We start from the raw sequence: 24,475 nt of genomic DNA on the forward strand, positions 1-24,475 counted from the left end.
TTGAGCTCTCATTGACCGCCCCCTCTATTTAATTATTGGATGATTTTAAGGGGTGACAACAATCCTGACACAGGGGGGACTCGCCAGACTGATATGGATTTTATTACAAAAACAAGTGCCTTATGCTCCGCAATATGCAGCAAATCAAGGTGTAAACCATGGTACTTGTTAACACTGTTGTCGCTATCTTGCAGAGCTCGGTCTGGCCAAGGACTCCGAGTCCGACTGGGTGATAAGAGCCGCAAGATAGCACATTAAATATTCACCAGGGTTGTTGTGAACGATGAAGAAATGGCTCAGTCCAACCAGTGCTAGCCCGAATAGGCCAAGGATAGGAAAGCCGAATCCGCATGGGTGTTTCAATTGACAGGCGCAGTGGTACGGATTTCATTAGGGGCGCAGCTTGGCTGTTAAGCCCGTATATATGGCAGTACAACCGCTTCTAGCGGTAAATGAGCACATCAAAAGCAACGATAAGAGTGAGAATGTTGTATAGAAAACTAAGGCCAAAAAGCCTTCGGTGAGCAGAGTATTATCTTGACTCACCGGGAGCGTCCATATATGGCCATGTTAAAAGAATTGCCATGTTAAAGAATCATACGATGAAGGAGTTAATTTAAGATACTGAAAGTATAGCGTTAAAAAATTAGCAGAGGGGCTAAGGGAGCTTGCTGACTACAGAAAATTAGCACGATAACTATCACATCAAACAGCGCGTTTTCTCGAGCTGTTAATTACATAATAAAGAGTCACTCTCAGGTGTTCGGGCTTGTTCAACACTTGGGATAAGGACGCGGCTTCGCGCGGCCTATCCTTATTAGTTATATTTTTGTCTGCACTACACTAGCAAGGAGTTTAATATTGCTTCTTGTTCAGCGGGAAGCTCGCACATACCTAAAGTTTTAGTTTTGTACCAACTATTAAAATCAGGGTTCGTAATAATTTTAGGTGATTCTAATAGCTGTAAATCAGCTTCAGAACCGTATTCTACGGTATTTTTAAAATCAAACTTTTCAAGCCATTTATTGGTGCCTGCTGGTTTGAAACAAGCAGAACATTTGTAGCGGTATGCGAGTTTATAAATGATATTCTTGCCAGATTTTTCTCTTTCAATGACATAAATATACTTACCAGTAGCAGCCTTTTCAGCTTCATGCTTTTTGCTAGTATAAGAAAATGGTGTTTTTTTAACGCTTTTATAGATACTCGTAACATCACCTAGTTCTTCCGGAAGATGTCTTACTACAAATGAACTCATAAATTCCCTTTAAAAAATATAACGCCTCACTAATAGGCTAAAAATTGTTGGTTATAATATGCGAGGTACGAGCAAGAACCAACTGTTTCTTAGTCCTTTTGAGTGACTTGATACTCATTGAGCCCCCTCCCTAGCAAGACGCATCAGCGGTATGCTTAAGGTGACTAAACCAACAGGAGAAAGCTCAATGAGATTTTATAATAACTCACATCCATACTACTGTGGTATCGATTTACATGCACGTTTACTTTATGTCTGTATCATTGATTCTAAAGGGGAAGTTGTAGCTCATAAAAAGATAGGTGCCAGTAAAGATGACTTATTACTCATTCTAGAACCTTATATCGGCAATGTAATTGTCGGAGTTGAGTGCATGCATTGCTGGTATTGGGTGTCCGACTGGTGTGCTGAACTTGGGATTGATTTTATCTTAGGTCATGCGCTTTATATGAAGGCGATTCACGGTGGTAAAACCAAAAATGATAAAGTCGATTCCTTTAAAATTGCCACACTACTGCGTGGTGGTAACTTTCCAATAGCTTATGATTATCCAAGTGAAATGCGCGCAGCTCGTGATCTACTGCGCCGAAGAATGAAGATTGTCCGTCACGGGGCCATGCTCAAAGGTCATGTGGTTAACACCAACAGCCAATACAATTTACCTGCCACTGAACTTAATCTTAAAAACATCTCTGCAAGACAAAAACTTCGCGAGCAATATCAAGATCCTATCGTACAACGCAACATTGATTTAGACATGGCACTACTTGATTGTTATGCAAAGGAACTCGCACAGGTTGAATGGTTCATTGAAAAACAGGCCAAAAACCATAATCCCGTCTATTTAGAATTACTGAAAACAGTACCAGGTATTGGCAAGATTTTGTCACTGACAATCCTCTATGAAATCGGTGATATCAGTCGATTTGAGTCAGTACAAAAGTTTGCTTCATACTCTCGATTGGTCAAATGCAAAGCAGAATCAGCGGGTAAAACCTATGGCACCAATGGCAATAAAATCGGTAATGCTCATTTGAAATGGGCATTCTCAGAAGCAGCGGTGCTTTACCTGCGAGGCAATGACAAAGCACGTAACTACCTTAATCGATTACAAAAACGAATGAGTAAAGCAAAGGCGTTGTCTGCACTGGCACATAAGCTTGGTCGCTGCGTCTATTTCATGCTGAAGAACAAAACGGTGTTTGATGAACAACGATTCTTAAAAGGATAAGTCGCGCAATAAGGTGAGCTGAACGTCTAACTAGATACTCTTAAAAAGAGAAGCGAGCATGACCGTGAATGATGTGGCTAATGAAGCAATGACTTCTCACCATCATCACTATGCCAAATGCTATTTAAGCTACGTTGCCTTGATTAGACACCTTATTGGCGCGCATTAATAAATACAATCAACAAAGTCGTTTACACCCTAAATGAGCCTGAAACTAACTGTGCAAAAAGCACCTCTGACTTGAATAGTGCCATCTTAGGGTTAACCGATAAATGTCTAGTGCCCCTGATATTTCAACGGATTGAAAAGAGTCAGGCAGCGATAAGATCGCACTAAGAGAGCCTCTATATGTGTTTGCTGTAAACGATGATTTGACAGCTAAATGACAGACGAAGTAGATGAATTTGTTGATTGATTTTAATTTGACTGCAAAAGCAGTCAAATAAGTTAGGCTCGCCTATTGACTGGTGGAAGGCTCATATGTGTTAGGCATGTTTTGCACCTAGCTTTGACCAACTTTGATAAGTACCAATTGAATATAACATACCGATACTTAAACATATTGTTGAACTTACAAGCCAAAATTTAATGCTATTCTCAGGAAACATAGGCATTAATGCAACGAATGACACACCACGTAATACATAAATAGATGATATAAGAACTAAAGCCGTACGCAAAAAAGGAAGCTTAGTGATAAACCTTGCTCCAGATAATCCATATAGAGACCAAATTGAAAGAACTAAAACTAAAACAGATGTAACAATCGTAGGATAAGATTCCCCTGCTTCAGCCATCTTAGCCATTTGCTCCCCCGCACCGAAGAAGCGATACCAATCACCACCAAATATAATACAGCCCAAATGAGCTAAAGCTGCAACTGCACTGAATAGTGCGCCTAGTATGAGAGGTTTATTCGGTCTTGAATCTAACACAATACTTCCTGTATATGCCTAACAGCGTTTAGCGAGAATTCCAATAAACATCCTGAGAAGCTCACCAAAACTCAACATCCATACCACTTTATTTATTAATAATTTTAGTAACTTATCAGCTTAGTTAACTCGAATCAATCACCCTTTAGTCTGGACGAAAGCGAGAATTTAGATAACCGAGAATGATATGGCTCGTCATATAGATCCGATTTTTTAACAAAATAAGCTAATTCAATTGGATAGCATTGTCCTTTAGGTAAAACCGAGAATTTTTGCGATTACATAACGAGAACAAAACTGGCATTTTTACAAGAATGAATTATAACTGTATATATATACAGCTATAATGTTAGTTTGAATCAAAAGGAGTTGATATGTCAACATCACCATTTCTCGAGTCAATTCGTACCGAACTTCGCACTCGTCGTTACAGTATCAAAACAGAGAAAGTATATTTATATTGGATAAAGCAATTTATCCTTTTCAATGACAAAAAACATCCTCAAGACATGGGTAATGCCGAAATTGAGCGTTTCTTAAATCACTTAGCAGTCAATCGGCAGGTAAGTGCTGCAACACAAAACCAAGCTTTATGCGCAATTATTTATCTATATAAACATATTATTCGAAGAGAGATATCGGATTTACGTTATTCGTTTACTAAGCGGGAGCAGTCCATACCGACAGTGCTAACCCACGAGGAGGCTAAAAACATTATTAGCCACCTTTCTGGCCAATATTGGTTAATTGCATCACTTCTATATGGTGGAGGATTACGAATAAATAAGGCATTAAAGCTAAGAATTAAAGATGTAAACATACAGAATAATACGTTATTTATTTTTAGAGGCAAAGGTAAAAAAGACCGTTATACATTATTGCCAAAATCCTTAAGCCATTCTTTGGATAACCAATTTAGTATGGTAAAAGCTCGCCACCAGCAAGATTTAAGTGAAGGTTATGGGTTAGCATCTTTGCAACCTGCACTATTACGCAAATATGGTAATGCCGCTAAAGATTTATCTTGGCAGTATGTTTTCTCCTCATCGACGCGCTGTACACATCCATATGATGGCTATATTTGTCGTCATCATATTCACGAAACAACATTTAGAAAACAATTACGCAAAGCAGTATTAATCAGCCAAATACCGAAACAAGTAAAAGCACATACCTTTAGGCATACGTTTGCGACTCAACTACTGCAAAATGGTACCGATATTCGTACTGTTCAAGAACTATTAGGCCATTCAGATCTTAAAACGACTGAACTGTATACTCATGTTATAGGTTCTCGCTTTAGTCATACTACCAGCCCAATAGATAGATAACGCCCACAAAAAAGGACTCTTACGAGCCCTTTTACACTGAGATGATAACAACCGCTTTGGCTGCGGCTTACCGCCTATGAGACTTAGCTACGCAACCCAATCCCGCGCGATATCAAATAGTAAGCCAGTATCCATAAGCTGACACAAAAACCAACCATAATTGCGATGGATAACGGTACACTTAAGTCAGCAAAACCTAAAAAACCATAGCGGAATACGTTGATCATATACACAACTGGGTTTAAGCCCGATACACCTTGCCAAAAAGGTGGCAATAACGATAACGAATAAAATACCCCACCTAAGTAGGTTAATGGTGTGAGAATGAATGTTGGAATAATACTGATGTCGTCAAAGCTTTTGGCAAATACCGCATTAATTAACCCGCCAAGTGAAAATAACACAGAGGTTAAAAACATGGTTAGCACGACCAAACCAACATGATGTAACGAGATATCAACAAACAACATCGCCACTGTGGTAACAATTAAACCAACACTTAGACCACGGGCGACGCCGCCACCGACGTAACCGGCTATCATCACGTAATGTGGCACTGGGGCCACCATGATTTCTTCAATGTTGCGTTGAAACTTGGCGCTGTAAAACGATGAGGCTACATTAGAATATGAGCTGGTTATCACCGACATCATGATTAAACCTGGCGCGATAAACTCCATGTAGGTAACGCCGCCCATTTCTCCGATACGGCTACCAACTAAATTACCAAAAATTAAAAAGTATAACGTCATGGTAATGGCTGGCGGCACTAGTGTTTGGATCCAAATACGGGTGAAGCGATTAATTTCTTTGGTTAAAATACTTTTAAAAGCCACAAAATACAGACTGTTCATTATTTTGACTCCTTGGCTTTTTCTACCAGCTCTACAAATAATTCTTCTAAGCGGTTAGCTTTGTTGCGCATCGACAATACTTCGATATTGGCTGCTGTTAACTGAGTAAATAATTCATTGATATTGTTCGATTTGGCCACATCGACTTCTAAGGTATGTGCGTCAGTTAAGCGGCAATTCATATTGGTGAGCATTGGTGCTACGTCGAGATCGTGTCGTAAATCGAAAATAAAGGTTTCAACATCTAGCTTACTCAATAATGCCTTCATGGTGGTGCATTCCACCAGCAAACCGGTATCGATAATACCAATGGTGCGACACAACATTTCAGCTTCTTCAAGGTAGTGGGTGGTTAAAATAATGGTCACACCTTGCTTGTTGATTTGCTTTAAAAATTCCCACATTGAACGACGCAGTTCAATGTCGACCCCAGCTGTTGGCTCATCTAAAATCAATAATTTAGGTTCGTGCATTAACGCACGGGCAATCATTAAACGGCGTTTCATACCGCCAGACAGTTCACGGGCTTGGGCGTGACGCTTTTGCCATAAATCAAGTTGGGTGAGGTACTTTTCAGCACGCTCTAATGCAACCGCTTTTGGTACCCCGTAGTAACCTGCTTGGTTAACCACTATTTGTTGCACGGTTTCAAACTGGTTAAAGTTAAATTCTTGCGGCACTAACCCGATGCATAACTTGGCATGTTCGAGCTGCTTATCAATATCAAAACCAAATACCGACACTGTACCTGCGGTTTTCTGTACCAATGAGCTGATAATGCCGATGGTGGTAGATTTACCCGCACCATTAGGGCCAAGCAGGGCAAAAAAGTCACCTTGCTTTACCGTCAAACTGATCGACTTAACGGCTTCTACGCCACCTTTATAGGTTTTTTTAAGGTTTTCGATCACCAATGCATTGTTGGTGTTACTCATTGTCATACCTCTAATCCATGAATTGCGAATTAAACACTTTTTATTACGTGCTGCTTATGACGTAATGTAAATGAGAAAGACGCTGAAATATTCTGACGCCCAAAACAAAACTCCCGCCTGTAGCGGGAGTGTATACAAATCTCATTAATCTAATGGAACCACTTTAGCGATGTAAGGCAAGTTGCGATACTGCTCTGCGTAGTCGATACCGTAACCCACAATAAACTCGTCTGGGATGGTAATACCAATAAAGTCGACATAAACATCGACTTCACGGCGCTCTGGTTTATCTAATAATGTACAAAGCGCTAAGCTTTTTGGCTCACGGAGTAATAACATCTCGCGCACTTTGTTTAAGGTGTTACCTGAGTCGATTAAGTCTTCAACGATTAATACGTCACGGCCGGCGATGTCAGACTGTACATCTTTAAGCACTTTCACATCACGCGAGCTGTTCATGGTATTACCATAGCTTGATACTGACATAAAATCGATTTCAACATGGCCTTTGATACGGCGACACAAATCGGCCATAAACACGACAGAACCTTTTAATAAGCCAACCATTAATAAGCGTTCACTGTCGGCGTAATGAGCATTAATACGTTCTGCTAGCTGGTCTAGGGTTTTATTGATTTCTTGTTCTGAAATCATCATTTCAATGGTGTGCTTCATAAATCTCTCAATTGTCGATGTCGTGTGACTGAGTACGTCCGTATCCCCAGCGACTCGTTAAGTCGTGTTCAATGCCCAAATGATCAAGTATTCGGGAAACCATGAAGTTTACCAGATCTTCAACCGATTTGGGATTATGATAAAAGCCTGGGGCTGCTGGCATGATGGTCGCACCGTTTCGCGTAAGGCTTAACATATGTTCTAAGTGTATGGCACTAAACGGAGTTTCACGCGGAACAAGGATTAACTGCCCGCGCTCTTTTAATACTACGTCTGCTGCTCTTTCGAGCAAATTATTACTCATGCCTGTCGCGATAGCGGCTAATGTGCCAGTTGAGCACGGACAAACCACCATTTGCTTAGGCGCAGCACTGCCTGATGCTGGCGGCGAAAACCATTCATCTTTGCCTAATACGACTAGCTCACCTTTTAATGGCTCATCGGCATTATGCAGCTGTTCAATTAATTGCTCTTTGGCTTTTTGTGGATTTGCGCTCAGTTGCAAGCCATGTTCGGTGGCTAATACCACCCGCGCTGCACTGGATATCATTAAAAAAACTTGGTAATCGGCCGCTAACAAACATTCCAGCAGCTTAATGCCATAAGGAGCGCCAGATGCCCCCGTCCAGGCAAGACTAATTGCTTTAGCTTTTTTGGCGTAGGCCATGTTGTACCCTCTGTCGGCGAAAGCCTTACGCTAAAGCCTTAATAATTTTCTGGTGAATCCCATTAAAGCCACCATTACTCATGATGACCACGGTATCACCTTGGTTTGCTGTGGCGACGACAGTGCTAATAATATCTTCAATGTTGTTAAACACAGTCACAGGAATTGGCGCGTTAGCCATACTGGCATGAATGTCCCAACCAATATTATCCGCTTGATATAGATAACCTACATCGGCTAATGCCATCGAGTTGGCGAGAGTATCTTTATGTACTCCACTTTTCATGGTGTTTGAGCGCGGCTCTAGCACCACAATAATGTTGCCATTAGGATTGTCACTAGATGCAACTTTAGCCCGTAACCCTTGTAATGTAGTGGCTATAGCGGTTGGATGATGAGCAAAATCGTCATACACCGCCACACCGTTTACTGTGGCTAATAGCTCTAAACGACGCTTTGGTGGACTAAATTGTGCCAACGCCTCAATAGCATGACCTGGCGCTACGCCCACATGACGAGCAGCCGCTATTGCCATTATGGCATTTTCAATATTATGCTGACCTATTAATGCCCAGTTTAATACTCCTTGCGACTCGCCCTTAAACAGCACTTCAAATTCATGGCCATCGTCGGCAATAGTACGCGACTGCCAAGCACTTGGTTCACCTTGTTGAGCTGAATCGCTGGCTAAGCTTGTGGCTTTAGAATAAATTTCTTGCTCGCTCCAACAGCCCATATCAATCACTTGTTGTACGGCTTCAACGTCGCTAGGCCAAATCACTTTACCCTCGCCCGGCACTGTACGAATAACATGATTAAACTGGCGTTGGATCGCCGCTAAATCGGCAAAAATATCGGCATGATCAAATTCAAGGTTATTGATCACTAAAGTGCGAGGATGGTAATGAACAAACTTAGAGCGTTTATCAAAAAAGGCACTGTCGTATTCGTCGGCTTCGACAACAAAAAACACTGAGTTACCTAAACGTGCTGACACACCGAAATTTTGCGGTACGCCGCCAATTAAAAAACCCGGCTCGTAGCCGCAGTACTCTAAAACCCACGCAAGCATGCTTGAAGTAGAAGTTTTACCGTGTGTACCCGCTACCGCCAATACCCAACGGTCTTGCAAAATATATTCAGCCAAAAACTGCGGCCCAGAAGTGTATTTTATGCCGCGATTTAATACTGCTTCTACACACGGATTACCGCGGCTCATGGCGTTACCAATAACCACTAAGTCTGGTTGGTTGTCGCCTTCTTTGCCTAATTGAGCCGGATCAAACCCCTGGATTAGCTCAATACCTTGTTGCTCAAGCTGGGTGCTCATCGGCGGGTAAACGTTGGCATCGCTGCCGGTAACTTTGTGGCCCATTGCGCGGGCAAGTAGGGCTAAACCGCCCATAAAAGTGCCACAAATACCTAAAATGTGTACGTGCATACTCAACTCTAATTGGTCCGTAATATGGCGGTTATTCTAATCTATTGCGCCACAGAATGTCAGTTAACAATGATTGAAATTAATCTAGGGTATGTTGTTAATACAAAATAAAAAACAGCCCCATACTGAGCACGGTTGTGAGCAAGGTATTACGGGTGACGTAAGCCAGCACAGTGGCCACTAGCGCACAGGTTAAATAAGGATTATGCACACTAATAGCCAGCTGGCCTTCGGGCACAAATACGATAGGGGCTAATATGGCGGTTAATACCGCAGGTGCTGAATAGCTTAAAAACGTTAAGGTATTTTTACTTAACCGAATAGGCAATTTAGGTTCTAGCAGTAAGTGCCGACTAACAAATACCACTGCTGCCATTGATAAAATAATCAGCCAGGTCATGCGTTATCTTCCTTAGCGTTAGGAGTTGAATCGACATCGGTTGCCACTGCACTTCCTTCATTAGTCAGTTTGGCGTAGGTCATGCCTGCAGCCATACCCGATATAGCGGCAATTAACAGCCCTGCTTGGATCGCGAATACTGCGCACACCACAGCTAACGTAAGCGACACTAAAACGCACACTAATATTGACGGCTTCTTTACTGTCGGTACCACTATGGCAATAAAGGTGGCTGCAATGGCAAAGTCGAGCCCGAGTTCGCCTAGGTTGTCGATAGACTGCCCTGCGACAATGCCGAGCAATGTAGCAATATTCCAGCCGACATAAAAAGTTAACCCGCCGCCCAAAGCGTACCAACGATCAAACTGATGTTGGCCTGGTTTATCACCACTGTGAGTTTGATTAGCGATAGCAAAGAGTTCGTCGGTGAGTAAAAACCCTAGCCCTAAACGCCATTTAAGCGGCAACGGGCTAATATGAGTACGCATGGCCATGGCATACAATAAATGCCTTGAAGTAATTAGTAAGGTGGTTATCAGAATACTGCCGATACCAATACCGGCTTTTATCATGCCAAGCGCAACTAACTGGGCGCTGCCAGCAAAGATAATGGCCGACATTGCTTGGCTTTCAACGGCTGTAAGGCCAACTTCAAGGGCAAACGAGCCCGCTAAAATCCCCCAAGGGATCACCGCTATCGTTAGCGGCATAACGGCAAGCGCGCCAGCTAAAAATGATTTGGTTTTAGTGGTAGTGATACTGATAGATTCGGTTGCGCTCACATCATCTCCTTATGCTGCACTGATTACGCTAACGCGCTAAGTGACAAGAAGATTAGCTTAACGTGAATAAATGAATAAAGCCCCTGAAAACTGATCATTATGGAGAATTTTCAAACTATGCTGTGGGTTAAGATCTTGAGGGGCTTCATTATTATGTATAAAATCTATTAGTGAAATATAAAAAAATTGATACATTAACTTAATATCAATAGGCACAAACAATGATAACGTGAACCTTGCAAATTGTATAACCAACATTCTAATTTAATAAATTAGATATCAAAACCCCTCTTTCAAGATGCAAAAATGACATTTTACATCTTTAAAAATAAGCAATAACTAAATATTAAGGAACTAAATATTAATAACTAAATACCAGCGAGCTAAACTCCCGATCCCTTACCCCCTATTTTCTATTTCTATTTCTATTTCTATTTCTATTTCTATTTCTATTTCTATTTCTATTTCTATTAAATATACAGGAATTATTATAATTTCACTCATTAGGCAATAATGCGAACCTTCATATTAACTCGTTTTATATTAAATTAGCTCATGGGTTAATTCACGAATTTGCTTTTTTAACCATGCTGCATCTTCATTGTCAACACTAGGATGAGTGACTAAAACCAATTTTAATGGCTCTACAACCTCAAATAGACGATTGCATTCGTACTCAGATAACTGGCAAGCATGTAAACCAGAGTCATCATCTAACATGTCATACACTGCTTTGTAGGGTGTTATTGCCAATGACTGACAGTCTGAGAGGTAATCAAATAAAGAAGACACGCTGGTAATGGTCATTTCGGTATTCAGAGATAAATCCTTAGCCTGACAATACTCCTGGAATGGGTTGAGTATGGGGGCCTGGATACCAATAAGCGTATTGATATATGGGTATTTAGCAATGGTTTCTAGAGAGATGTCTTGCTTTAATATAGGGTGCTTTCTGCAGCTGAGTAAGTATTGTCGGTTCATTGTCGCAAGCACTTCAACCTGTAATTTTTGGTCAAAACAGAGGATCTCTTCAGGGCCTTTGCAGCAACACATCACAATACTGTGTGGATCGCTAATCACGCTTTCCAGAGAATGACTATTCCAGCTACTCACATTAATATGGATATTTTTATTATGTTCTTTAATGGATTTCATCAATGCTCGCGGATAGGCATAAGCAATCATTCCAGGAATGACTAATTCAAAGTATCGATTATGCGATTGTTCAGCACTATTAACTCGATTGAAATTTTTAGCACAGTCCACTATTTCTTTAGCAATGGGATAAATTTTTCCCGCATAATCATTTGGGACTAATCCGTATTTCCGTCTAATAAACAGCTCATCACCAAATATTAGTCTTGCTGTGTGTAAACAACGACTTATCTTCGAAGCTGGCACATCTAATATTCTAGAAACATGCGTCGCTGATTTATTTTCATAAAGACTCACTAATATAGATAGTGTTAATAAATCTAATTTATCTAAGTCAATTGGCTTCATCTTAGATACTCCATTTTAGGTATATAACCTAGCATTCTAACGCTTTTCAAAAGAGTTCATAATGTTATTTTAAGTATTCAATGATTACTTATTCCAGATCATAAAAATAATTTTCTAACACGACATATTTCACATAGAATGCTTCCATCGATTGGAGCAATGTTTAGTAAAAGCTAATTTCATGTATTGTAATATCCAATTAAACAACTAGAATTTCGAGAAAACAGATATTCACATATTGATTTATTAAATTTCAATATATCAATATTTTAAAAATTCAAATTTAAACTTAATAACTTTCAAATCAACTTTGTTTATTTCAAATATATATCAACTTAAAATGCAGAAAAAAACAATAAGACCTAAATCATAACTACGATCGAATAAATTAAAAGCACATCATTTAATTGATTACGATCAATTAAAAACCAAAATATAAGGATAATATTAATCGTACGTCAATGACGTATGTTTAATTCATAAAACAATAAATTAAAAACGATTTTTTGGAGGATAATATGATTACTTCAGTCTTTTTAAGTTATGCATTTGTGTACTCTGTGCTGTTTATTGTAGTTCCCTTTATATTAGTAATTTTCATTATGACTTGTATAAAGTTCTTCAAAACTGACACTGAAGAGCACTCAATTAAGTTCAAAAAAATGCTTTTTGATACTCAGAGCTTTAACTTTTTAAAATCACTAAAAACAATGGTGGGCGGCAAATATGATGTTTGTTGCAACGTTCCAATCGATACCGTGTTCGAAATGGATGCCCAAACCGCAGCCGAAAACCATACACGATTCGATTATGTCGTGATAGATCATGACTCGTCGGAAGTGAAATTGGTTATCTCTGATTTCAGTCAACAAGATGATGCTAACGCAAAAAGTTTGTTTGAAAAATTCAACGTTAAATTAGTTGAAATCGTTCGAGGCAAACCTTACGACATGCAAATGTTAAAGCTATCCCTACCGGTATGAAGACCCTGTCGGGTGAAGACAATCTGTTTTCACCCGATATTTTTTGATAATCCATGATTGTAGAGAGGACTGATTATGTCCCGGAATAACTGGCTACTGATGTTAAGTGTAGGCGTATTGTCGTTTGCCCTTATTAGTCAGGGAGCAAATAGCGCTAACTCTACTGAGAAAATTAACAATGACTCATGTATGAGATGCCATAAACGCAATGGTGCAATGCTAGGCCACCATGCCCAAGCACAGCTAAAAATGAGCTGTAGTTCATGCCATGGTGAGCAAGGAAATCACCCTAAAAAACCCAATGACCTGATGGTATTTTCCGCGGGAAACGACATTACAATAGACGCTAAAAATGACGTTTGTTTGAAATGCCATTCGCCTAAAAAGATATCCCAAGCAGAGTGGACTCACAACGTACATGCTCAAAAAGTGAGTTGTACATCTTGCCATAAACTGCATCCTGAATCTGACCCCATAATGGGCTTAGGATCAAAAGATCGCAGTAATGTGTGCCGAAATTGTCACACGGTGCAGAGGTAAGTAATCATGGAAAACTCAAGAAGGCATTTCCTTAAAAGCACCTGCGCATTGGTTGCAGGCGTGTCGGTATATCCACTCAGTGGTAATAATGCCAATGCCGAAATGGAACCCGCTATAAACAACATAAAGTACGCTTTGTTACATGATGAAACTAAATGCATTGGCTGTAATGCCTGTGTTGAAGCATGTCGAGAAGTGAATCATGTACCTGAAGGTGTCACACGACTAAGCATTGAAAGAACTGGGCCGTTTGGAGAATACCCTAATCAGTTTTATCATTTTTCTCGACATTCTTGTGAACATTGCGAGAACGCACCTTGCGTTTCTGTTTGTCCAACCGGGGCCGCCTTTATTAATAAAGAAACCGGTATTGTTGCAGTAAATGCAGATAAATGTGTCGGTTGCCAATACTGTATTGCAGCCTGCCCTTATGAAGTGCGTTTTATTAATCCTGTTACTAAAGCTGCCGACAAATGTGACTTCTGCCGTGAAACTAATCTCAAACAGGGTAAACAACCTGCCTGTGTAGAAATATGTCCGACAAAAGCATTAGTGTTTGGCAATCTTAAAGATCCCGAGTCTGAACTGGTTGCGCGATTAAAGGCGAATCCGACTGAGCGCTTTAAGCAAGATTTAGGTACCCGACCTAAAATATTTCGTATCAAAGCGAAACAAGGGGAGATTATATTATGAGTGCTTTTCATTTTGATACATTGGTTTGGCACTGGCCCATTGCAATATACCTATTTTTAGCCGGGGCATCCGCAGGCGCCATGTTCTTCGCTGTTTTATTGAAACATTTTTGCTTAAAAGAGAAAGCATATCAGTCTGGATTTATTATCGCTGCTTGTATTATTGCGGCAATTTCCGTTTTAGCTGGCTTAGGAGTGTTGGTATTAGATTTAACAAAACCTTGGGACTTTTGGAAGATTCTAGTGTTTTACAATCCTACGTCGGTGATGTCGATGGGTGTGATTATCTTAATGCTATATCAAGTATTTATGTATGCTTGGATTGCAGTAACATTCAGACAACCCATTGATAAATTTTGTGAAAAACATTTACCAATCGTCTGTACGTTAACCAGACTGCTAGCGCGATATGAAGCAGGTATAACCGGTTTACTAGTAATTTTCTCAGTGTCGCTAGGTGCCTATACCGGATTTTTATTATCGGCTCAACCTCACTTCCCGATGTGGAATACAGGAGTATTACCCTTACTATTTTTAGCTTCTGGCTTGTCTTCAGGTGCCGCTGCATCACTATTAGGTGGTGTGTTACTCAAAGGCAATCCCAATGGTGCTGAAGTACGTTTTATTCATAAAATAGAGATCCCATTGATTTTAGGCGAGATACTCCTTATGTTCACCTTCTTCCTAGGATTGGTCTTCAGTGGTGGCCAAAGCAAGGTTGCGGCATTCAATGCTATCGGAGTAGGCTTTTGGGGATTTATATTCTGGTTCGGCATTATGGGACTAGGATTGTCGGCCCCATTAGCGATGAACTTATTTATGACCGCCACTTCAAAACGCAAGTTTTCCTATGTTGCCGGAACAGCATGTCTAAGTTTATTGGGCGTCATATTATTACGTAACTTTATACTTTATACCGGTCAAATGGTGGTAAGTTAATAAAATTAACGGTGATAGCACGCGTTAGCAACCGTACTGTCACCGTCTATTCGACAGAAGATACCGCTGTTTGTAACCTCGCCCCTTTATTGAGTCTCATTTTTTTGAATCACCATTTTTTGAGTCACCCTCGCTTAACTATTTTTACCAATTGATTTTAATTGGCATTAAGACAAGCTAACAATTCAAAACCAGCCATTATTACCTCGTCATTCAAAGCCCATTAGAGCTATTACAGCTGGGTAAACTGCCTGATCAAATTATGATACACATTATGCAGGTTATCTAACTCGGCGCGATCTGTGTTATTGGTTTTGATCAAGTTTTGAATGCTTTGATCGAGCTGATACAAGGTTTGGCGTAAAGTCACATCGGCAACCATACTTTGCATCCAGGTAATAGCTGCTACGCGTTGCCCTCGGGTTACCGCGGTCACTTTATGCAAACTACTCGACGGGTATACTACGGCGTATCCTGCAGGTAATTTAATTTGCTGCTGGCCAAATTCAGTGGCAATAACTAACTCACCACCGTCATACTCTTCGGGTTCACTCAAAAATACCGTCATGGATACATCACTGCGGATCACTTCAGAGGTATTGGGGATCCGCATGATGGCTGCATCGACATGGTAACCATACTCTTCAGTTTCGCTATAACGATTAAAGCACGGCGGAAATATTTTATGCGGTAACGCTGCTGATACAATTTTAGGCGTTTCGCCAATACGCGCCAGTAGTTGATTAGCCAGTTGGCGCACATTAGCGTGTTGCGCATCTGCTTGATTGTTATTTTTAACCGACGCCGCCATCCCCATTGCGGTTTTACGACCGTCGCCCCACGGACATTCAGCCAGTTGCTGACGATAAGCACCGACATCCTGTTTCGAGAGAATTTGTTCAATAACAATCATGCAAATACCTTTAATTAAAACTCATATGTCATCGACAATTTAGCATTACGGGCGTCACCTAAGTACATAAATGAGCCAGAACGATAAGCTGCCGTCCAGTATTCTTCGTTCAATATGTTACCTACGTTGACACGGAAAGTTAAATCTTCGGTGGCATTGTAACTGGCAAATAAATCAACTACTTGATAGTTAGGCACCACAATGCTGTAACGGCTATTGTCGCTATCATAACCTGCTGCAGTATCTGGTTGTCCACCATACATTTCACTTTGATAAGTGTAACTACCACCAAATACGAATGACTCTGTTAGCTCATAACGCAGTTGCAAATAAGCGCTTTCATCAGCAAAGTTACTCAGTACTAAACCAATATTAGCTGGATTGTAAGATTCTAAAATTTCAGAATCCATTTTGGCAGCCGAGAATTGTATGCTGAGTTTGTCAGTAATATTGCCGACCATACCAAACTCGATACCTTTAACGCGGTTTTTACCGGTATTAAGTGTCCCCAAAGTTGAGTAGCTGTCGCCAACACTTTCCATTACATCACTTTTAGTGATTTGGAAGATTGATGCTGAAAACATCATTTTGTCGTCAAACAACATCCACTTGGTGCCAAGCTCTAGGTTTTCAACGATTTCGGCATCGGCTTCAGCAGCTTGCTCTTGTGTACCACAAATACCACCGTAACCACAGTTAGCACCTAAGTCAGACTCACCGCCGTTGATGTTGGTAGCAGTACTGTAATTGGCGTAGATATTGGCATCTTCAGATAAGTCGTAAACTAAGCCAATATTGCCGTTATACATGGTATCGGAATAGGCATAATCCACTTCGCCATCACGACCTGTGGTGTTGTTACTGTAATCAAAGCTGTCTTGTCTAAAACCAAAAAATAATGCTAACTGATCGGTTAATTCTACCGTATCCATCATGTATGCCGACACGGTTTCGATGTCGTATATCGCATCTGATCCACCATCAACATAGCTGCGATTGATTAATTGGCCGATATTATCGACAGTATTGCCGTCACCATCAATAATACAATAAGACTCTGATACGCCACCGCGACCATTGGTCAAACAATTTCCATCATTGTTGTTGGTGATGCTATATACGCCGTTATCAACATTTTCATCGGTGTATTCAAGGCCAAATACTAACTTGTGATTAAAACCCAGTGCTTGAGTGTTCCAAAATAAGTTGAATTGAGTGCTGACATAATCAACATCTTGGTTACCTTGGTGAGTACTAAGCGTTAAGGTGCTGGCACCAGGCGCTGTTGGGTCGGTATCGGCCCGCGTTGTGCCGCCCATACCTGTTGTAATATAGCCATTTTCGGTATGTCCAACGCGTGTGGCGTTGTACAACGTAATGCTGTCATTTAACTCATATTCGGTACGTAAGGTAAACGTGGTGACCTTAGAATTTAGAAAGTCACCATCTTGAGCATAAACAGGAATATCTTCTAGCGGCTTACGAGTATCTCGATCAAAATAACTGCCTAAATCTGGCACATCTTTCGCGTCTAGGTAGTAACCATCGGCGGTAAATGACAATGCATCGGTGGCTTCATACACACCCGATAACTGAACACCTTGGCGTTCACTCGTAATGCCTTCGCGGCCCGGCTTGTCTTCTTCAGCCGCTAAGCCATTAAGGCGTACTGCCACTTTGTCTGATATCGGTAAGTTATAGTCCACCGTTAGACGAGTGTGATCGTCAGTACCAATACCCAGATCGACACGGCCAAAATCGTAAGCTACTGAGGCTTTTTTAGTCACACTGTTAATGGCACCACCTGATGAACCACGGCCAGCAAATGTTGAACTTGGACCTTTGGTAATTTCAACTCGCTCGGTGGCAAAACTTTCACGAGTGGTCATGCCAGGGTCGCGAAGTCCATCTACAAACACGTCGCTACGTGCTTCGTGACCACGGATAATATAACGATCACCGAATGCATTACCGTTTTCACCCGTACCAAGGGTGACACCCGCTTGAGCTGACAAAATGTCTTTTAAGTCCGTATTTCCTGACTCTTGAATTTGGTCTTGAGTTAACACGGTAATCACTTGAGGCGTATCGACAAGTGCAGCCATTCGGCGTTTGTCGGCTGAGTTATTAAACATGTAAACCGAGTTTTGCACACCATGAACACGAATTCGCTCTATTGATTCGTCCGTTTGCGCGGGTTTACATTTCGCCAATATATCCTTATCGCAAGTTTCATTTTTGGTGTCTGCAGCATATAGCGCTGGGCTACTGAATACTAATGCTGCAGCAACGGCTTGAGCACCTAACGATAACTTACTGTAATTACTCGACTTCATGCTTAACATCATCCTGTTATTAATAAGCGTTAACTAAATTTCATTTATGTGATGCACTTTACATAAATGAAACAAAGATCGCAAATACAAATCATTATCATTTGTGTAAAGATTCATTGAATATGAAATTAAACTAACAAAAGGACAAAATAAGCAGATAGGTAGCCGTTATTGATAACTGCGTTTATTGATAAAAAGCTTCATTAATAACAGCTTGAATACCGCTCGGATACAGCGGTTTTATCGACATAAGTTAACTGACTTGATAAAGCTCTAACGGTAAACCGTCTGGATCGCTAAAAAAGGTATATTGTTTACCGGTATATTCGTCAATACGAACGGGTTCGACTGAGATGTTGTTCTGCTGCAAATGGGCCACTACCACATCGAGAGCATCAACTTTAAACGCTAAATGACGTAAGCCCTGGGCTTCGGGATAACTGGGTCTTGGCGGCGCACCATTAAATGAAAATAACTCAATTTGGCTACCATCGGGCAAAGCTAAATCAAGCTTGTAAGAATCCCGTGCTTTGCGGTAATGCTCAGCAATAACTTTTAACCCTAAAACGTGCGTATAAAATGCTTTTGAACGTGGGTAATCGGCACAGATAATCGCGACGTGATGAATTCCATTTAGCATGGCTGTCCTTGTAAATAGACTATTAATAATTAAAGCTGATAATTAGAACTGATCATTAGATTTTGAACACAGAAAAATAAAACCCTGATAGAACAAGTCTACCAGGGTTAATATACGCTTTTAAAGTCATAAACAAGACTAAAGCAAGGTTAGTGACCTCCAGAGACAGTGGTTTACATTAAACGCCGATTTCACCGCCGTCATCTTTAATAAACATCACTGTGGCCGCACGTGGACGAACCGTTGTGCCTGCAGGCGTTTCTTCATCTGCTCTATCAGAGTATGGCCAGTTGCCAGGATGCTGAATATTGGCAAACATTGCGGTGTAATCTGGCGACATGGCAAAACCAGTCACTTCACAGCCGTTAGGGCCAACAAAGAAACGCTTAAGCTGAGTTTGGTTTTCAGCCGTTACCACTTGTTGGTTACCGTCTGCATCTACCATCGTTGATGGCACAATCGCTAACATTTGATCGTTGGTTTCTTCGGTAACTTCAGAGGCACAATTGTCGGTTTGCACCCACAAAATACCACGTTGATCGAACGCCAAACCGTCTGGACTAGCAAACTGGTTTAAGTCAGTTAAGCCAGATAAGTTAGTCTCAGCATCACCATCTGCAGGTGAACCGAATATAAAGATATCCCAGCTAAATTCCGTTGCTGCATCACCTTCATCCCAACGGATAATATGACCAAAGTTGTTATTTAAACGTGGGTTTGCAGGGTTGGTGCCGTCGGTACGCTTACTGTTGTTGGTTAACGTTAGGTATACCGTTCCTGTAAATGGATCGACAGTTATCCATTCTGGACGATCCATTGGTGTAGCTCCCACTAAGTCAGCGGCGCCAGCGGTATTTAATATAATCGCGGCTTGTGAGTCAAAGCTACTCGCAAGCGTGCTTCCGTCGGCAGTCACCCCATCTAACGTCAGCGGTAACCATTCACCGACACCATCTTCGGTAAACTTAGCCGCGTATAAGGTTCCGGCATTCATGTACTTATCGCCTACTGTTAAGCGGTTAGTGCTGTTAGCATCTGCTGGATCCCACGCTGCGTCAGAAACAAACTTATACAGATATTCAAAACGAGAATCATGGCCTGAATAGAATGTGATTGGTTTGCCTTCTTCAAGTTTACCAAAGGCACAGCCCTCGTGGCGGAAGCGACCTAATGCAGTACGCTTAATGGCGCGCGAGTTAGGATTGTATGGATCAATTTCAACAATATAACCGTGGCCATTGGCTTCGTTACGGTAATCGTTAGTCGCACTTGAGCCCGTTGGCGTCACATCAAAACGAGCAAATTCGTCTAAACGTTCATCGTCATCACCGGCTAAATGGCTCCAGCCATAACGAGTGTCAGAAGTCGAAATACCAATGCGGGTTTGCTCTTGCGTTAAGGTGCCTTTATTAACAAAGTAACCAGGCCAGTTTTCTTCACATGTTAAATAAGTGCCCCAAGGCGTATAACCATTACCACAGTTATTTAAGGTACCGCGCGCTTGGCTGCCATCGGGCGAATAACGCGTTTCAAGGTATGAGCTGTACGCTAGTGGGCCAGCAATATCCATCACGGTTGCACCAGTAAAACGACGGTTATGGCTGTCGTTTTCGACCACTTGCCATCGTCCAGAAACTAATTTAATACGTACAACTGAAATACCATGGGCGTTGATTTCTTTGCGGATTTCATCAATTAATGTGCGCTTACCATCAGCATCAAACGTTGGGCCTGTTGGATGTAAAGCATCCTGGTCAATGTATTCGTGGTTAATACACAATAAACCGTCATCTGCCGAATCATTCAACGGGAAGAAATGCATACCATCATGATGCATACCTACTGAGTTTTCCTGATCGATAGCAGTATTACTGCCATCGGCTTTCCACGCTGCAGCTTTCGAATTTAAGGGTGTTCCCCAAGGTGCTAACACATAAGCTGAATAACCAGCAGCTACCGCAACTGCATCGGTTTTAGAACCGGCAATAGACTCAAAACCTAATACGGCAGAACTTTTTGTTGGTGCTGTTGGCGTGGTCGGCGTTGTTGGCGTTTCTGCAACGGTGTCATTGTCAGAGCCACAAGCACTTAATCCGAAGCCACCAAACGCCGTCATAGCACTAAGGCCTAAACCACGCTTAACAAAATTACGACGTGATAGATGATTATCCATCACTTCATTGAAGGGGGTATTTTTACTGTTGTTAAAACGAGTTGGATCAAATGTCGCCTTGCTCATAAATTGTCCTTAGATATGCTCTGAAAATAACGGATCAAATATAGGTATAATTATTTGTCAGTTAAGATAAGCGTCTAATGTGACAACTCGGTTCAAACTAGATGACATTAATGTGGCAGTAAAAAGACACTCACCACACTGTCATGTGTGATGGAATCAATATAAAACTCATGTTAGCGTTTTTTACCGCGTGAAGATGCCGCTAATGCCTTTTTACGTGCTTGTTGTTTTAATGCAGATTTGGTTGTTTTACGGGTAACTGGAGCAATTAAATCAAGGTCTGGCTCAAAACCTGCCAGCCATTGCTGTGGTAAACGTCGGTCTAAAAAGGCTTCTAGTTTAGTTAATAATGGCTCGTCATCGATGCTTAATAATGTAATAGCTTGCCCTGCTTTACCTGCTCTGCCTGTGCGGCCTATTCGGTGGACGTAGTCTTCAACTTGAAACGGTAACTCCATATTAACGACATAATTCAACTCGTTAATATCTAACCCTCTAGCAGCCACATCGGTGGCGACTAACGCGGCCACATCACCGGCTTTAAATGCTGCTAATACTTGTTCACGTGCTGCTTGAGTTAGGTCAGCATGAAATGCTTCAGCCGCTACACCAGCTTGATTCATTTGCTTTACCAGTGCATCAGCACCTTGTTTGGTGCGGCTAAATATTAAGCTTTGCTGCCAACCTTCTTGGCTGATTAAATGACACAGCATGGCGCATTTTCGGTTAGCGTCGACATTAAACACTCGCTCAACAATACTGCTGGCGGTGGTATTTCGCTGAGCCACTTCAATCACTTGTGGTGAGCGTAATAAGCGTCGGCTAAAACTGAGCATACGGTCATCTAAGGTGGCTGAAAATAGTAATGTTTGTCGTGTACTTGGTAAACGCTTAAGCACCTCGACAATTTCATCTTTAAAGCCCATGTCCAGCATGCGATCGGCTTCATCAAATACCAAATGGGTTAATTGCGACAATGACAACGCACGCTTACGCAGCAAGTCTAATAACCGCCCTGGAGTCGCCACCAAAATATTAGTGCCATTGGCTAACAGGCGGATTTGTTCACCAATGCTAACCCCACCATAAACCATCACGCTAGTGACTGAACTGCCATAAGCATATTGCTCAATACTACTGTGCACTTGCTGGGCTAACTCTCGAGTTGGGACTAATACAAGCGCGGTAATAGGGGTTAAATGAATATATTGAGTATCTGGCTGAGCGACTAAAGCATCTTTATGAGTCAATAGTTGATGCAGTAACGGTAATGCAAAAGCAGCCGTTTTCCCGGTGCCCGTTTGCGCCCCCGCCATCACGTCTTTACCGCTTAAAATAACCGGAATAGCCTGTAGTTGGATCGGCGTAGGTTGCTGATATTTCAATTCAGCTAGACGATTAATCAATATGGGATGTAACGATAAATCTGCAAAAGACATAAAAACTCCAAACATGTGGATGGGCAGTTTATCACGCTCATTCAGATGAAAACAAAGGCTCTAGGCAGTGTTTGCTTGGATTATCGTTAATTAACACGGCAGTTAAATGTGATACTCAACACATCTTAAGCAGGTCGAGCTTTTTGCGGCAGATATCACTTGACTAAAAAAGTAAGCCTTATACAATTTAAACATGCAAATAAAAAACATGTTTAAATTTAGCCACTAGATTTCATCACAACATTACACAATCAGCTCCCATAACGAGGTATCACCATGAGTTTTTCAATTAGCGGTATTTTCAAGCCTGCCAAGCAAGCTGAACCAGTTAGCAATGTGGCACCTACAGCCCAGGACACTGCTGTAACAGACTCGAACTCTGCAACAGAAAAAGTATCTCAGGCTGAAAATACTACCAAAAAACAAGCTAATGGTGGCAGTTGTTGCGGTGGATGTGGCGGCGGCAATCATTAATCCACGAGAATATTAAACGTTACCACGTCTGAATAAACGTAAATTGTCTTTACTGATTAATTGCGGATACTGCGCTGTAACGTCGAAAAAGCCATTGGCATACGCCACTGCCACTGAGCCTTGATTCTGTTTCTCGATATAAGCAAAAACTGGGCTCGAAATAAATTGCTTTAAAAACATTTCCACTGCTTTTGTGGCAATGCCCTTGCCCCAATGTTCACGTCCAATCCAATACCCAACTAAACGCATTTGTGGGTCGGACTTTGCTGCTGCGTCGGTATTAATCCACGATAAAACATTACCCACTAAAACATCATCGATCCAAATCCCTTGCGCTATCGCCTTTTCATTAGCCAATACTTTTTGCTGCCAATGCAGGTTAAAAGCCTTACGTTTACGCGGCACAAAATCTGCCATTTTATTAGCAATAGGGTCGTTTTCAAATTCAAACAATATATCTAAATCTGCTTCAGTAATGGGATGAAGAGAAATATTCATTTCGGGTTCGCCTTTTCTATGTTGTGTCACCAAGATCATTTATATTATAGATAACCTCAGCTCTAAAAAGAGATGGGATAAATCGTTAAAAACGGGTTTAATTCAAGTCTGCAATATCAAACTTGCCATGTGTTTTGCTAACAAGGCATATTGGACGTATCAATAGCTCGCCTATTGTAAGTCGATTCAACACTGATAGCGGAAATGCCTGTTTGATGACCGTTTATTATCCATAATTGAGGTTATATACTCTCATTCATCGACACGCTTGACGATGAATAACCGTATCAACATGCATTAAAGGACTACAGGATGAAAAGCATTAAAACATGGCAATGGTTGGGCTTTGCTGGCCTTTTACCTTTTATTATTCTCAGTGTATTAGCCTTCAATCATAGCCTATTAGCACCCGAACATACTATGCTAGGGTTTGTTAGCTATAGCGCAGTGATTTTAAGTTTTGTTGCCGGTACTCTGTGGGGCAAAGCGGTTATATTAACCTTAGATGACAACATCGCTAAGTTACTTATCATTAGTAATATCATCGCTCTCGCTTGTTGGATTGCACTGTTAACACCATTTGCATTATCCGCGCTTATCCTACTCGCCAGTGGTTATCTGTATCTATTGTATATTGAATTTAAAGCCAAACAATTATCAACCACCACCAGCTACCTCACATTACGCACAATATTAACCAGTGCTGCTGTAGTATGCCACATTATTGTTATGCTCAGTCTTTTTAGCGTTTAACAACATGTTAATTCGAA

General features: G+C 41.2%; 24 protein-coding genes. 8 read left to right on the forward strand and 16 right to left on the reverse strand.

Annotated features, from left to right (window positions below; all coding sequences use genetic code 11):
* Positions 1-838: 838 nt before the first annotated feature.
* Complete coding sequence (locus AAEY97_RS07305; RefSeq protein ID WP_350997705.1) at positions 839-1,258, reverse strand: hypothetical protein; 420 nt, start codon at positions 1,256-1,258, stop codon at positions 839-841.
* A gap of 187 nt (positions 1,259-1,445) precedes the next feature.
* On the opposite strand from AAEY97_RS07305, the gene AAEY97_RS07310 reads away from it, so the two are divergent.
* Positions 1,446-2,489, forward strand: a complete 1,044-nt coding sequence (locus AAEY97_RS07310) for an IS110-like element ISShfr7 family transposase (protein WP_123884363.1) — start codon at positions 1,446-1,448, stop codon at positions 2,487-2,489.
* 485 nt (positions 2,490-2,974) lie between these two features.
* Here AAEY97_RS07310 and AAEY97_RS07315 read toward each other — a convergent pair whose 3' ends face one another.
* Positions 2,975-3,424: a hypothetical protein gene (locus tag AAEY97_RS07315; protein ID WP_350997708.1), complete on the reverse strand. Its 450-nt coding sequence runs from the start codon at positions 3,422-3,424 to the stop codon at positions 2,975-2,977.
* Positions 3,425-3,798: 374 nt separating this feature from the next.
* On the opposite strand from AAEY97_RS07315, the gene AAEY97_RS07320 reads away from it, so the two are divergent.
* A complete protein-coding gene (locus AAEY97_RS07320) occupies positions 3,799-4,755 on the forward strand; it encodes an integron integrase (RefSeq protein WP_350997711.1) in 957 nt (318 codons plus the stop codon).
* 83 nt (positions 4,756-4,838) lie between these two features.
* On the opposite strand, the gene AAEY97_RS07325 is transcribed toward AAEY97_RS07320, so the two are convergent.
* The 8 genes from AAEY97_RS07325 to AAEY97_RS07360 form a co-directional block, all read right to left on the reverse strand.
* Positions 4,839-5,609 carry an ABC transporter permease gene (locus tag AAEY97_RS07325; protein ID WP_350997714.1) on the reverse strand — a complete coding sequence of 257 codons (771 nt, stop codon included), beginning with the start codon at positions 5,607-5,609 and terminating at the stop codon, positions 4,839-4,841.
* A complete protein-coding gene (locus AAEY97_RS07330) occupies positions 5,609-6,544 on the reverse strand; it encodes an ABC transporter ATP-binding protein (RefSeq protein ID WP_101086323.1) in 936 nt (311 codons plus the stop codon). The genes AAEY97_RS07325 and AAEY97_RS07330 overlap by 1 nt, the downstream gene beginning before the upstream one ends.
* 144 nt (positions 6,545-6,688) lie before the next feature.
* Positions 6,689-7,219: a hypoxanthine phosphoribosyltransferase gene (gene hpt / locus AAEY97_RS07335; RefSeq protein ID WP_011638672.1), complete on the reverse strand. Its 531-nt coding sequence runs from the start codon at positions 7,217-7,219 to the stop codon at positions 6,689-6,691.
* A gap of 7 nt (positions 7,220-7,226) precedes the next feature.
* Positions 7,227-7,886, reverse strand: a complete 660-nt coding sequence (locus AAEY97_RS07340; RefSeq protein ID WP_350997717.1) for a flavin prenyltransferase UbiX — start codon at positions 7,884-7,886, stop codon at positions 7,227-7,229.
* Positions 7,887-7,911: 25 nt separating this feature from the next.
* Positions 7,912-9,327 (reverse strand): UDP-N-acetylmuramate:L-alanyl-gamma-D-glutamyl-meso-diaminopimelate ligase, encoded by a 1,416-nt coding sequence (gene mpl, locus AAEY97_RS07345; RefSeq protein ID WP_101086121.1) that lies wholly within the window; start codon positions 9,325-9,327, stop codon positions 7,912-7,914.
* 97 nt (positions 9,328-9,424) lie between these two features.
* Complete coding sequence (locus AAEY97_RS07350; protein WP_059746143.1) at positions 9,425-9,727, reverse strand: AzlD domain-containing protein; 303 nt, start codon at positions 9,725-9,727, stop codon at positions 9,425-9,427.
* Positions 9,724-10,509, reverse strand: a complete 786-nt coding sequence (locus AAEY97_RS07355) for an AzlC family ABC transporter permease (protein ID WP_162022308.1) — start codon at positions 10,507-10,509, stop codon at positions 9,724-9,726. Before AAEY97_RS07355 ends, AAEY97_RS07350 begins: the two co-directional genes overlap by 4 nt.
* 543 nt (positions 10,510-11,052) lie before the next feature.
* Complete coding sequence (locus tag AAEY97_RS07360; RefSeq protein WP_101086124.1) at positions 11,053-12,012, reverse strand: LysR family transcriptional regulator; 960 nt, start codon at positions 12,010-12,012, stop codon at positions 11,053-11,055.
* 518 nt (positions 12,013-12,530) lie between these two features.
* On the opposite strand from AAEY97_RS07360, the gene AAEY97_RS07365 reads away from it, so the two are divergent.
* The 4 genes from AAEY97_RS07365 (at position 12,531) to nrfD (ending at position 15,166) form a co-directional block, all read left to right on the forward strand.
* Positions 12,531-12,995 (forward strand): hypothetical protein, encoded by a 465-nt coding sequence (locus AAEY97_RS07365; RefSeq protein WP_101086125.1) that lies wholly within the window; start codon positions 12,531-12,533, stop codon positions 12,993-12,995.
* Between the two features lie 75 nt (positions 12,996-13,070).
* A complete protein-coding gene (locus AAEY97_RS07370) occupies positions 13,071-13,535 on the forward strand; it encodes a cytochrome c3 family protein (RefSeq protein WP_101086126.1) in 465 nt (154 codons plus the stop codon).
* Between the two features lie 6 nt (positions 13,536-13,541).
* Positions 13,542-14,228 (forward strand): 4Fe-4S dicluster domain-containing protein, encoded by a 687-nt coding sequence (locus tag AAEY97_RS07375; protein ID WP_350997720.1) that lies wholly within the window; start codon positions 13,542-13,544, stop codon positions 14,226-14,228.
* Entirely contained in the window at positions 14,225-15,166 is a 942-nt protein-coding gene (gene nrfD, locus AAEY97_RS07380) for an NrfD/PsrC family molybdoenzyme membrane anchor subunit (RefSeq protein ID WP_335690683.1), read from the forward strand. The genes AAEY97_RS07375 and nrfD overlap by 4 nt, the downstream gene beginning before the upstream one ends.
* Positions 15,167-15,398: 232 nt before the next feature.
* Here the strand turns inward: nrfD and AAEY97_RS07385 are convergent, their stop codons facing one another.
* From AAEY97_RS07385 to AAEY97_RS07405, 5 genes are all read right to left on the reverse strand, one after another.
* Positions 15,399-16,079, reverse strand: coding sequence for a Fe2+-dependent dioxygenase (locus AAEY97_RS07385; RefSeq protein WP_335690682.1), 681 nt, complete (start codon positions 16,077-16,079; stop codon positions 15,399-15,401).
* Positions 16,080-16,093: 14 nt separating this feature from the next.
* Positions 16,094-18,424: a TonB-dependent receptor gene (locus tag AAEY97_RS07390; RefSeq protein ID WP_502959439.1), complete on the reverse strand. Its 2,331-nt coding sequence runs from the start codon at positions 18,422-18,424 to the stop codon at positions 16,094-16,096.
* A gap of 244 nt (positions 18,425-18,668) precedes the next feature.
* Positions 18,669-19,055: an SMU1112c/YaeR family gloxylase I-like metalloprotein gene (gene gloA2 / locus AAEY97_RS07395; protein WP_350997726.1), complete on the reverse strand. Its 387-nt coding sequence runs from the start codon at positions 19,053-19,055 to the stop codon at positions 18,669-18,671.
* A 178-nt stretch (positions 19,056-19,233) separates the two neighbouring features.
* Positions 19,234-21,294 (reverse strand): PhoX family protein, encoded by a 2,061-nt coding sequence (locus AAEY97_RS07400; protein ID WP_350997729.1) that lies wholly within the window; start codon positions 21,292-21,294, stop codon positions 19,234-19,236.
* Positions 21,295-21,467: 173 nt separating this feature from the next.
* The gene (locus AAEY97_RS07405) at positions 21,468-22,733 is read right to left on the reverse strand and encodes a DEAD/DEAH box helicase (protein WP_101086133.1); all 1,266 of its coding nucleotides are present in this window, start codon (positions 22,731-22,733) and stop codon (positions 21,468-21,470) included.
* 276 nt (positions 22,734-23,009) lie between these two features.
* Here AAEY97_RS07405 and AAEY97_RS07410 point away from each other — a divergent pair, with 276 nt between their 5' ends.
* Positions 23,010-23,207, forward strand: a complete 198-nt coding sequence (locus tag AAEY97_RS07410; RefSeq protein WP_162022300.1) for a hypothetical protein — start codon at positions 23,010-23,012, stop codon at positions 23,205-23,207.
* A gap of 12 nt (positions 23,208-23,219) precedes the next feature.
* On the opposite strand, the gene AAEY97_RS07415 is transcribed toward AAEY97_RS07410, so the two are convergent.
* Positions 23,220-23,705: a GNAT family N-acetyltransferase gene (locus AAEY97_RS07415; RefSeq protein WP_157822781.1), complete on the reverse strand. Its 486-nt coding sequence runs from the start codon at positions 23,703-23,705 to the stop codon at positions 23,220-23,222.
* 312 nt (positions 23,706-24,017) lie between these two features.
* Between AAEY97_RS07415 and AAEY97_RS07420 the strand changes: the two genes are divergently transcribed.
* Positions 24,018-24,458 (forward strand): DUF3429 domain-containing protein, encoded by a 441-nt coding sequence (locus AAEY97_RS07420; RefSeq protein WP_101086135.1) that lies wholly within the window; start codon positions 24,018-24,020, stop codon positions 24,456-24,458.
* Positions 24,459-24,475 lie beyond the last annotated feature (17 nt).

The sequence above is a fragment of the Shewanella sp. TB7-MNA-CIBAN-0143 genome, assembly GCF_040310065.1.
GTDB lineage: Bacteria > Pseudomonadota > Gammaproteobacteria > Enterobacterales > Shewanellaceae > Shewanella.

Excerpts from the sequence above, each read along its gene's own strand:
- AAEY97_RS07305 (WP_350997705.1), bottom strand. The coding sequence starts at position 1,258 with ATGAGTTCATTTGTAGTAAGACATCTTCCGGAAGAACTAGGTGATGTT.
- AAEY97_RS07310 (WP_123884363.1), top strand. The coding sequence starts at position 1,446 with ATGAGATTTTATAATAACTCACATCCATACTACTGTGGTATCGATTTA.
- AAEY97_RS07320 (WP_350997711.1), top strand. The coding sequence starts at position 3,799 with ATGTCAACATCACCATTTCTCGAGTCAATTCGTACCGAACTTCGCACT.
- AAEY97_RS07325 (WP_350997714.1), bottom strand. The coding sequence starts at position 5,609 with ATGAACAGTCTGTATTTTGTGGCTTTTAAAAGTATTTTAACCAAAGAA.
- AAEY97_RS07330 (WP_101086323.1), bottom strand. The coding sequence starts at position 6,544 with ATGAGTAACACCAACAATGCATTGGTGATCGAAAACCTTAAAAAAACC.
- hpt (WP_011638672.1), bottom strand. The coding sequence starts at position 7,219 with ATGAAGCACACCATTGAAATGATGATTTCAGAACAAGAAATCAATAAA.
- AAEY97_RS07340 (WP_350997717.1), bottom strand. The coding sequence starts at position 7,886 with ATGGCCTACGCCAAAAAAGCTAAAGCAATTAGTCTTGCCTGGACGGGG.
- mpl (WP_101086121.1), bottom strand. The coding sequence starts at position 9,327 with ATGCACGTACACATTTTAGGTATTTGTGGCACTTTTATGGGCGGTTTA.
- AAEY97_RS07350 (WP_059746143.1), bottom strand. The coding sequence starts at position 9,727 with ATGACCTGGCTGATTATTTTATCAATGGCAGCAGTGGTATTTGTTAGT.
- AAEY97_RS07360 (WP_101086124.1), bottom strand. The coding sequence starts at position 12,012 with ATGAAGCCAATTGACTTAGATAAATTAGATTTATTAACACTATCTATA.
- AAEY97_RS07365 (WP_101086125.1), top strand. The coding sequence starts at position 12,531 with ATGATTACTTCAGTCTTTTTAAGTTATGCATTTGTGTACTCTGTGCTG.
- AAEY97_RS07370 (WP_101086126.1), top strand. The coding sequence starts at position 13,071 with ATGTCCCGGAATAACTGGCTACTGATGTTAAGTGTAGGCGTATTGTCG.
- AAEY97_RS07375 (WP_350997720.1), top strand. The coding sequence starts at position 13,542 with ATGGAAAACTCAAGAAGGCATTTCCTTAAAAGCACCTGCGCATTGGTT.
- nrfD (WP_335690683.1), top strand. The coding sequence starts at position 14,225 with ATGAGTGCTTTTCATTTTGATACATTGGTTTGGCACTGGCCCATTGCA.
- AAEY97_RS07385 (WP_335690682.1), bottom strand. The coding sequence starts at position 16,079 with ATGATTGTTATTGAACAAATTCTCTCGAAACAGGATGTCGGTGCTTAT.
- AAEY97_RS07390 (WP_502959439.1), bottom strand. The coding sequence starts at position 18,424 with ATGTTAAGCATGAAGTCGAGTAATTACAGTAAGTTATCGTTAGGTGCT.
- gloA2 (WP_350997726.1), bottom strand. The coding sequence starts at position 19,055 with ATGCTAAATGGAATTCATCACGTCGCGATTATCTGTGCCGATTACCCA.
- AAEY97_RS07400 (WP_350997729.1), bottom strand. The coding sequence starts at position 21,294 with ATGAGCAAGGCGACATTTGATCCAACTCGTTTTAACAACAGTAAAAAT.
- AAEY97_RS07405 (WP_101086133.1), bottom strand. The coding sequence starts at position 22,733 with ATGTCTTTTGCAGATTTATCGTTACATCCCATATTGATTAATCGTCTA.
- AAEY97_RS07410 (WP_162022300.1), top strand. The coding sequence starts at position 23,010 with ATGAGTTTTTCAATTAGCGGTATTTTCAAGCCTGCCAAGCAAGCTGAA.
- AAEY97_RS07415 (WP_157822781.1), bottom strand. The coding sequence starts at position 23,705 with ATGAATATTTCTCTTCATCCCATTACTGAAGCAGATTTAGATATATTG.
- AAEY97_RS07420 (WP_101086135.1), top strand. The coding sequence starts at position 24,018 with ATGAAAAGCATTAAAACATGGCAATGGTTGGGCTTTGCTGGCCTTTTA.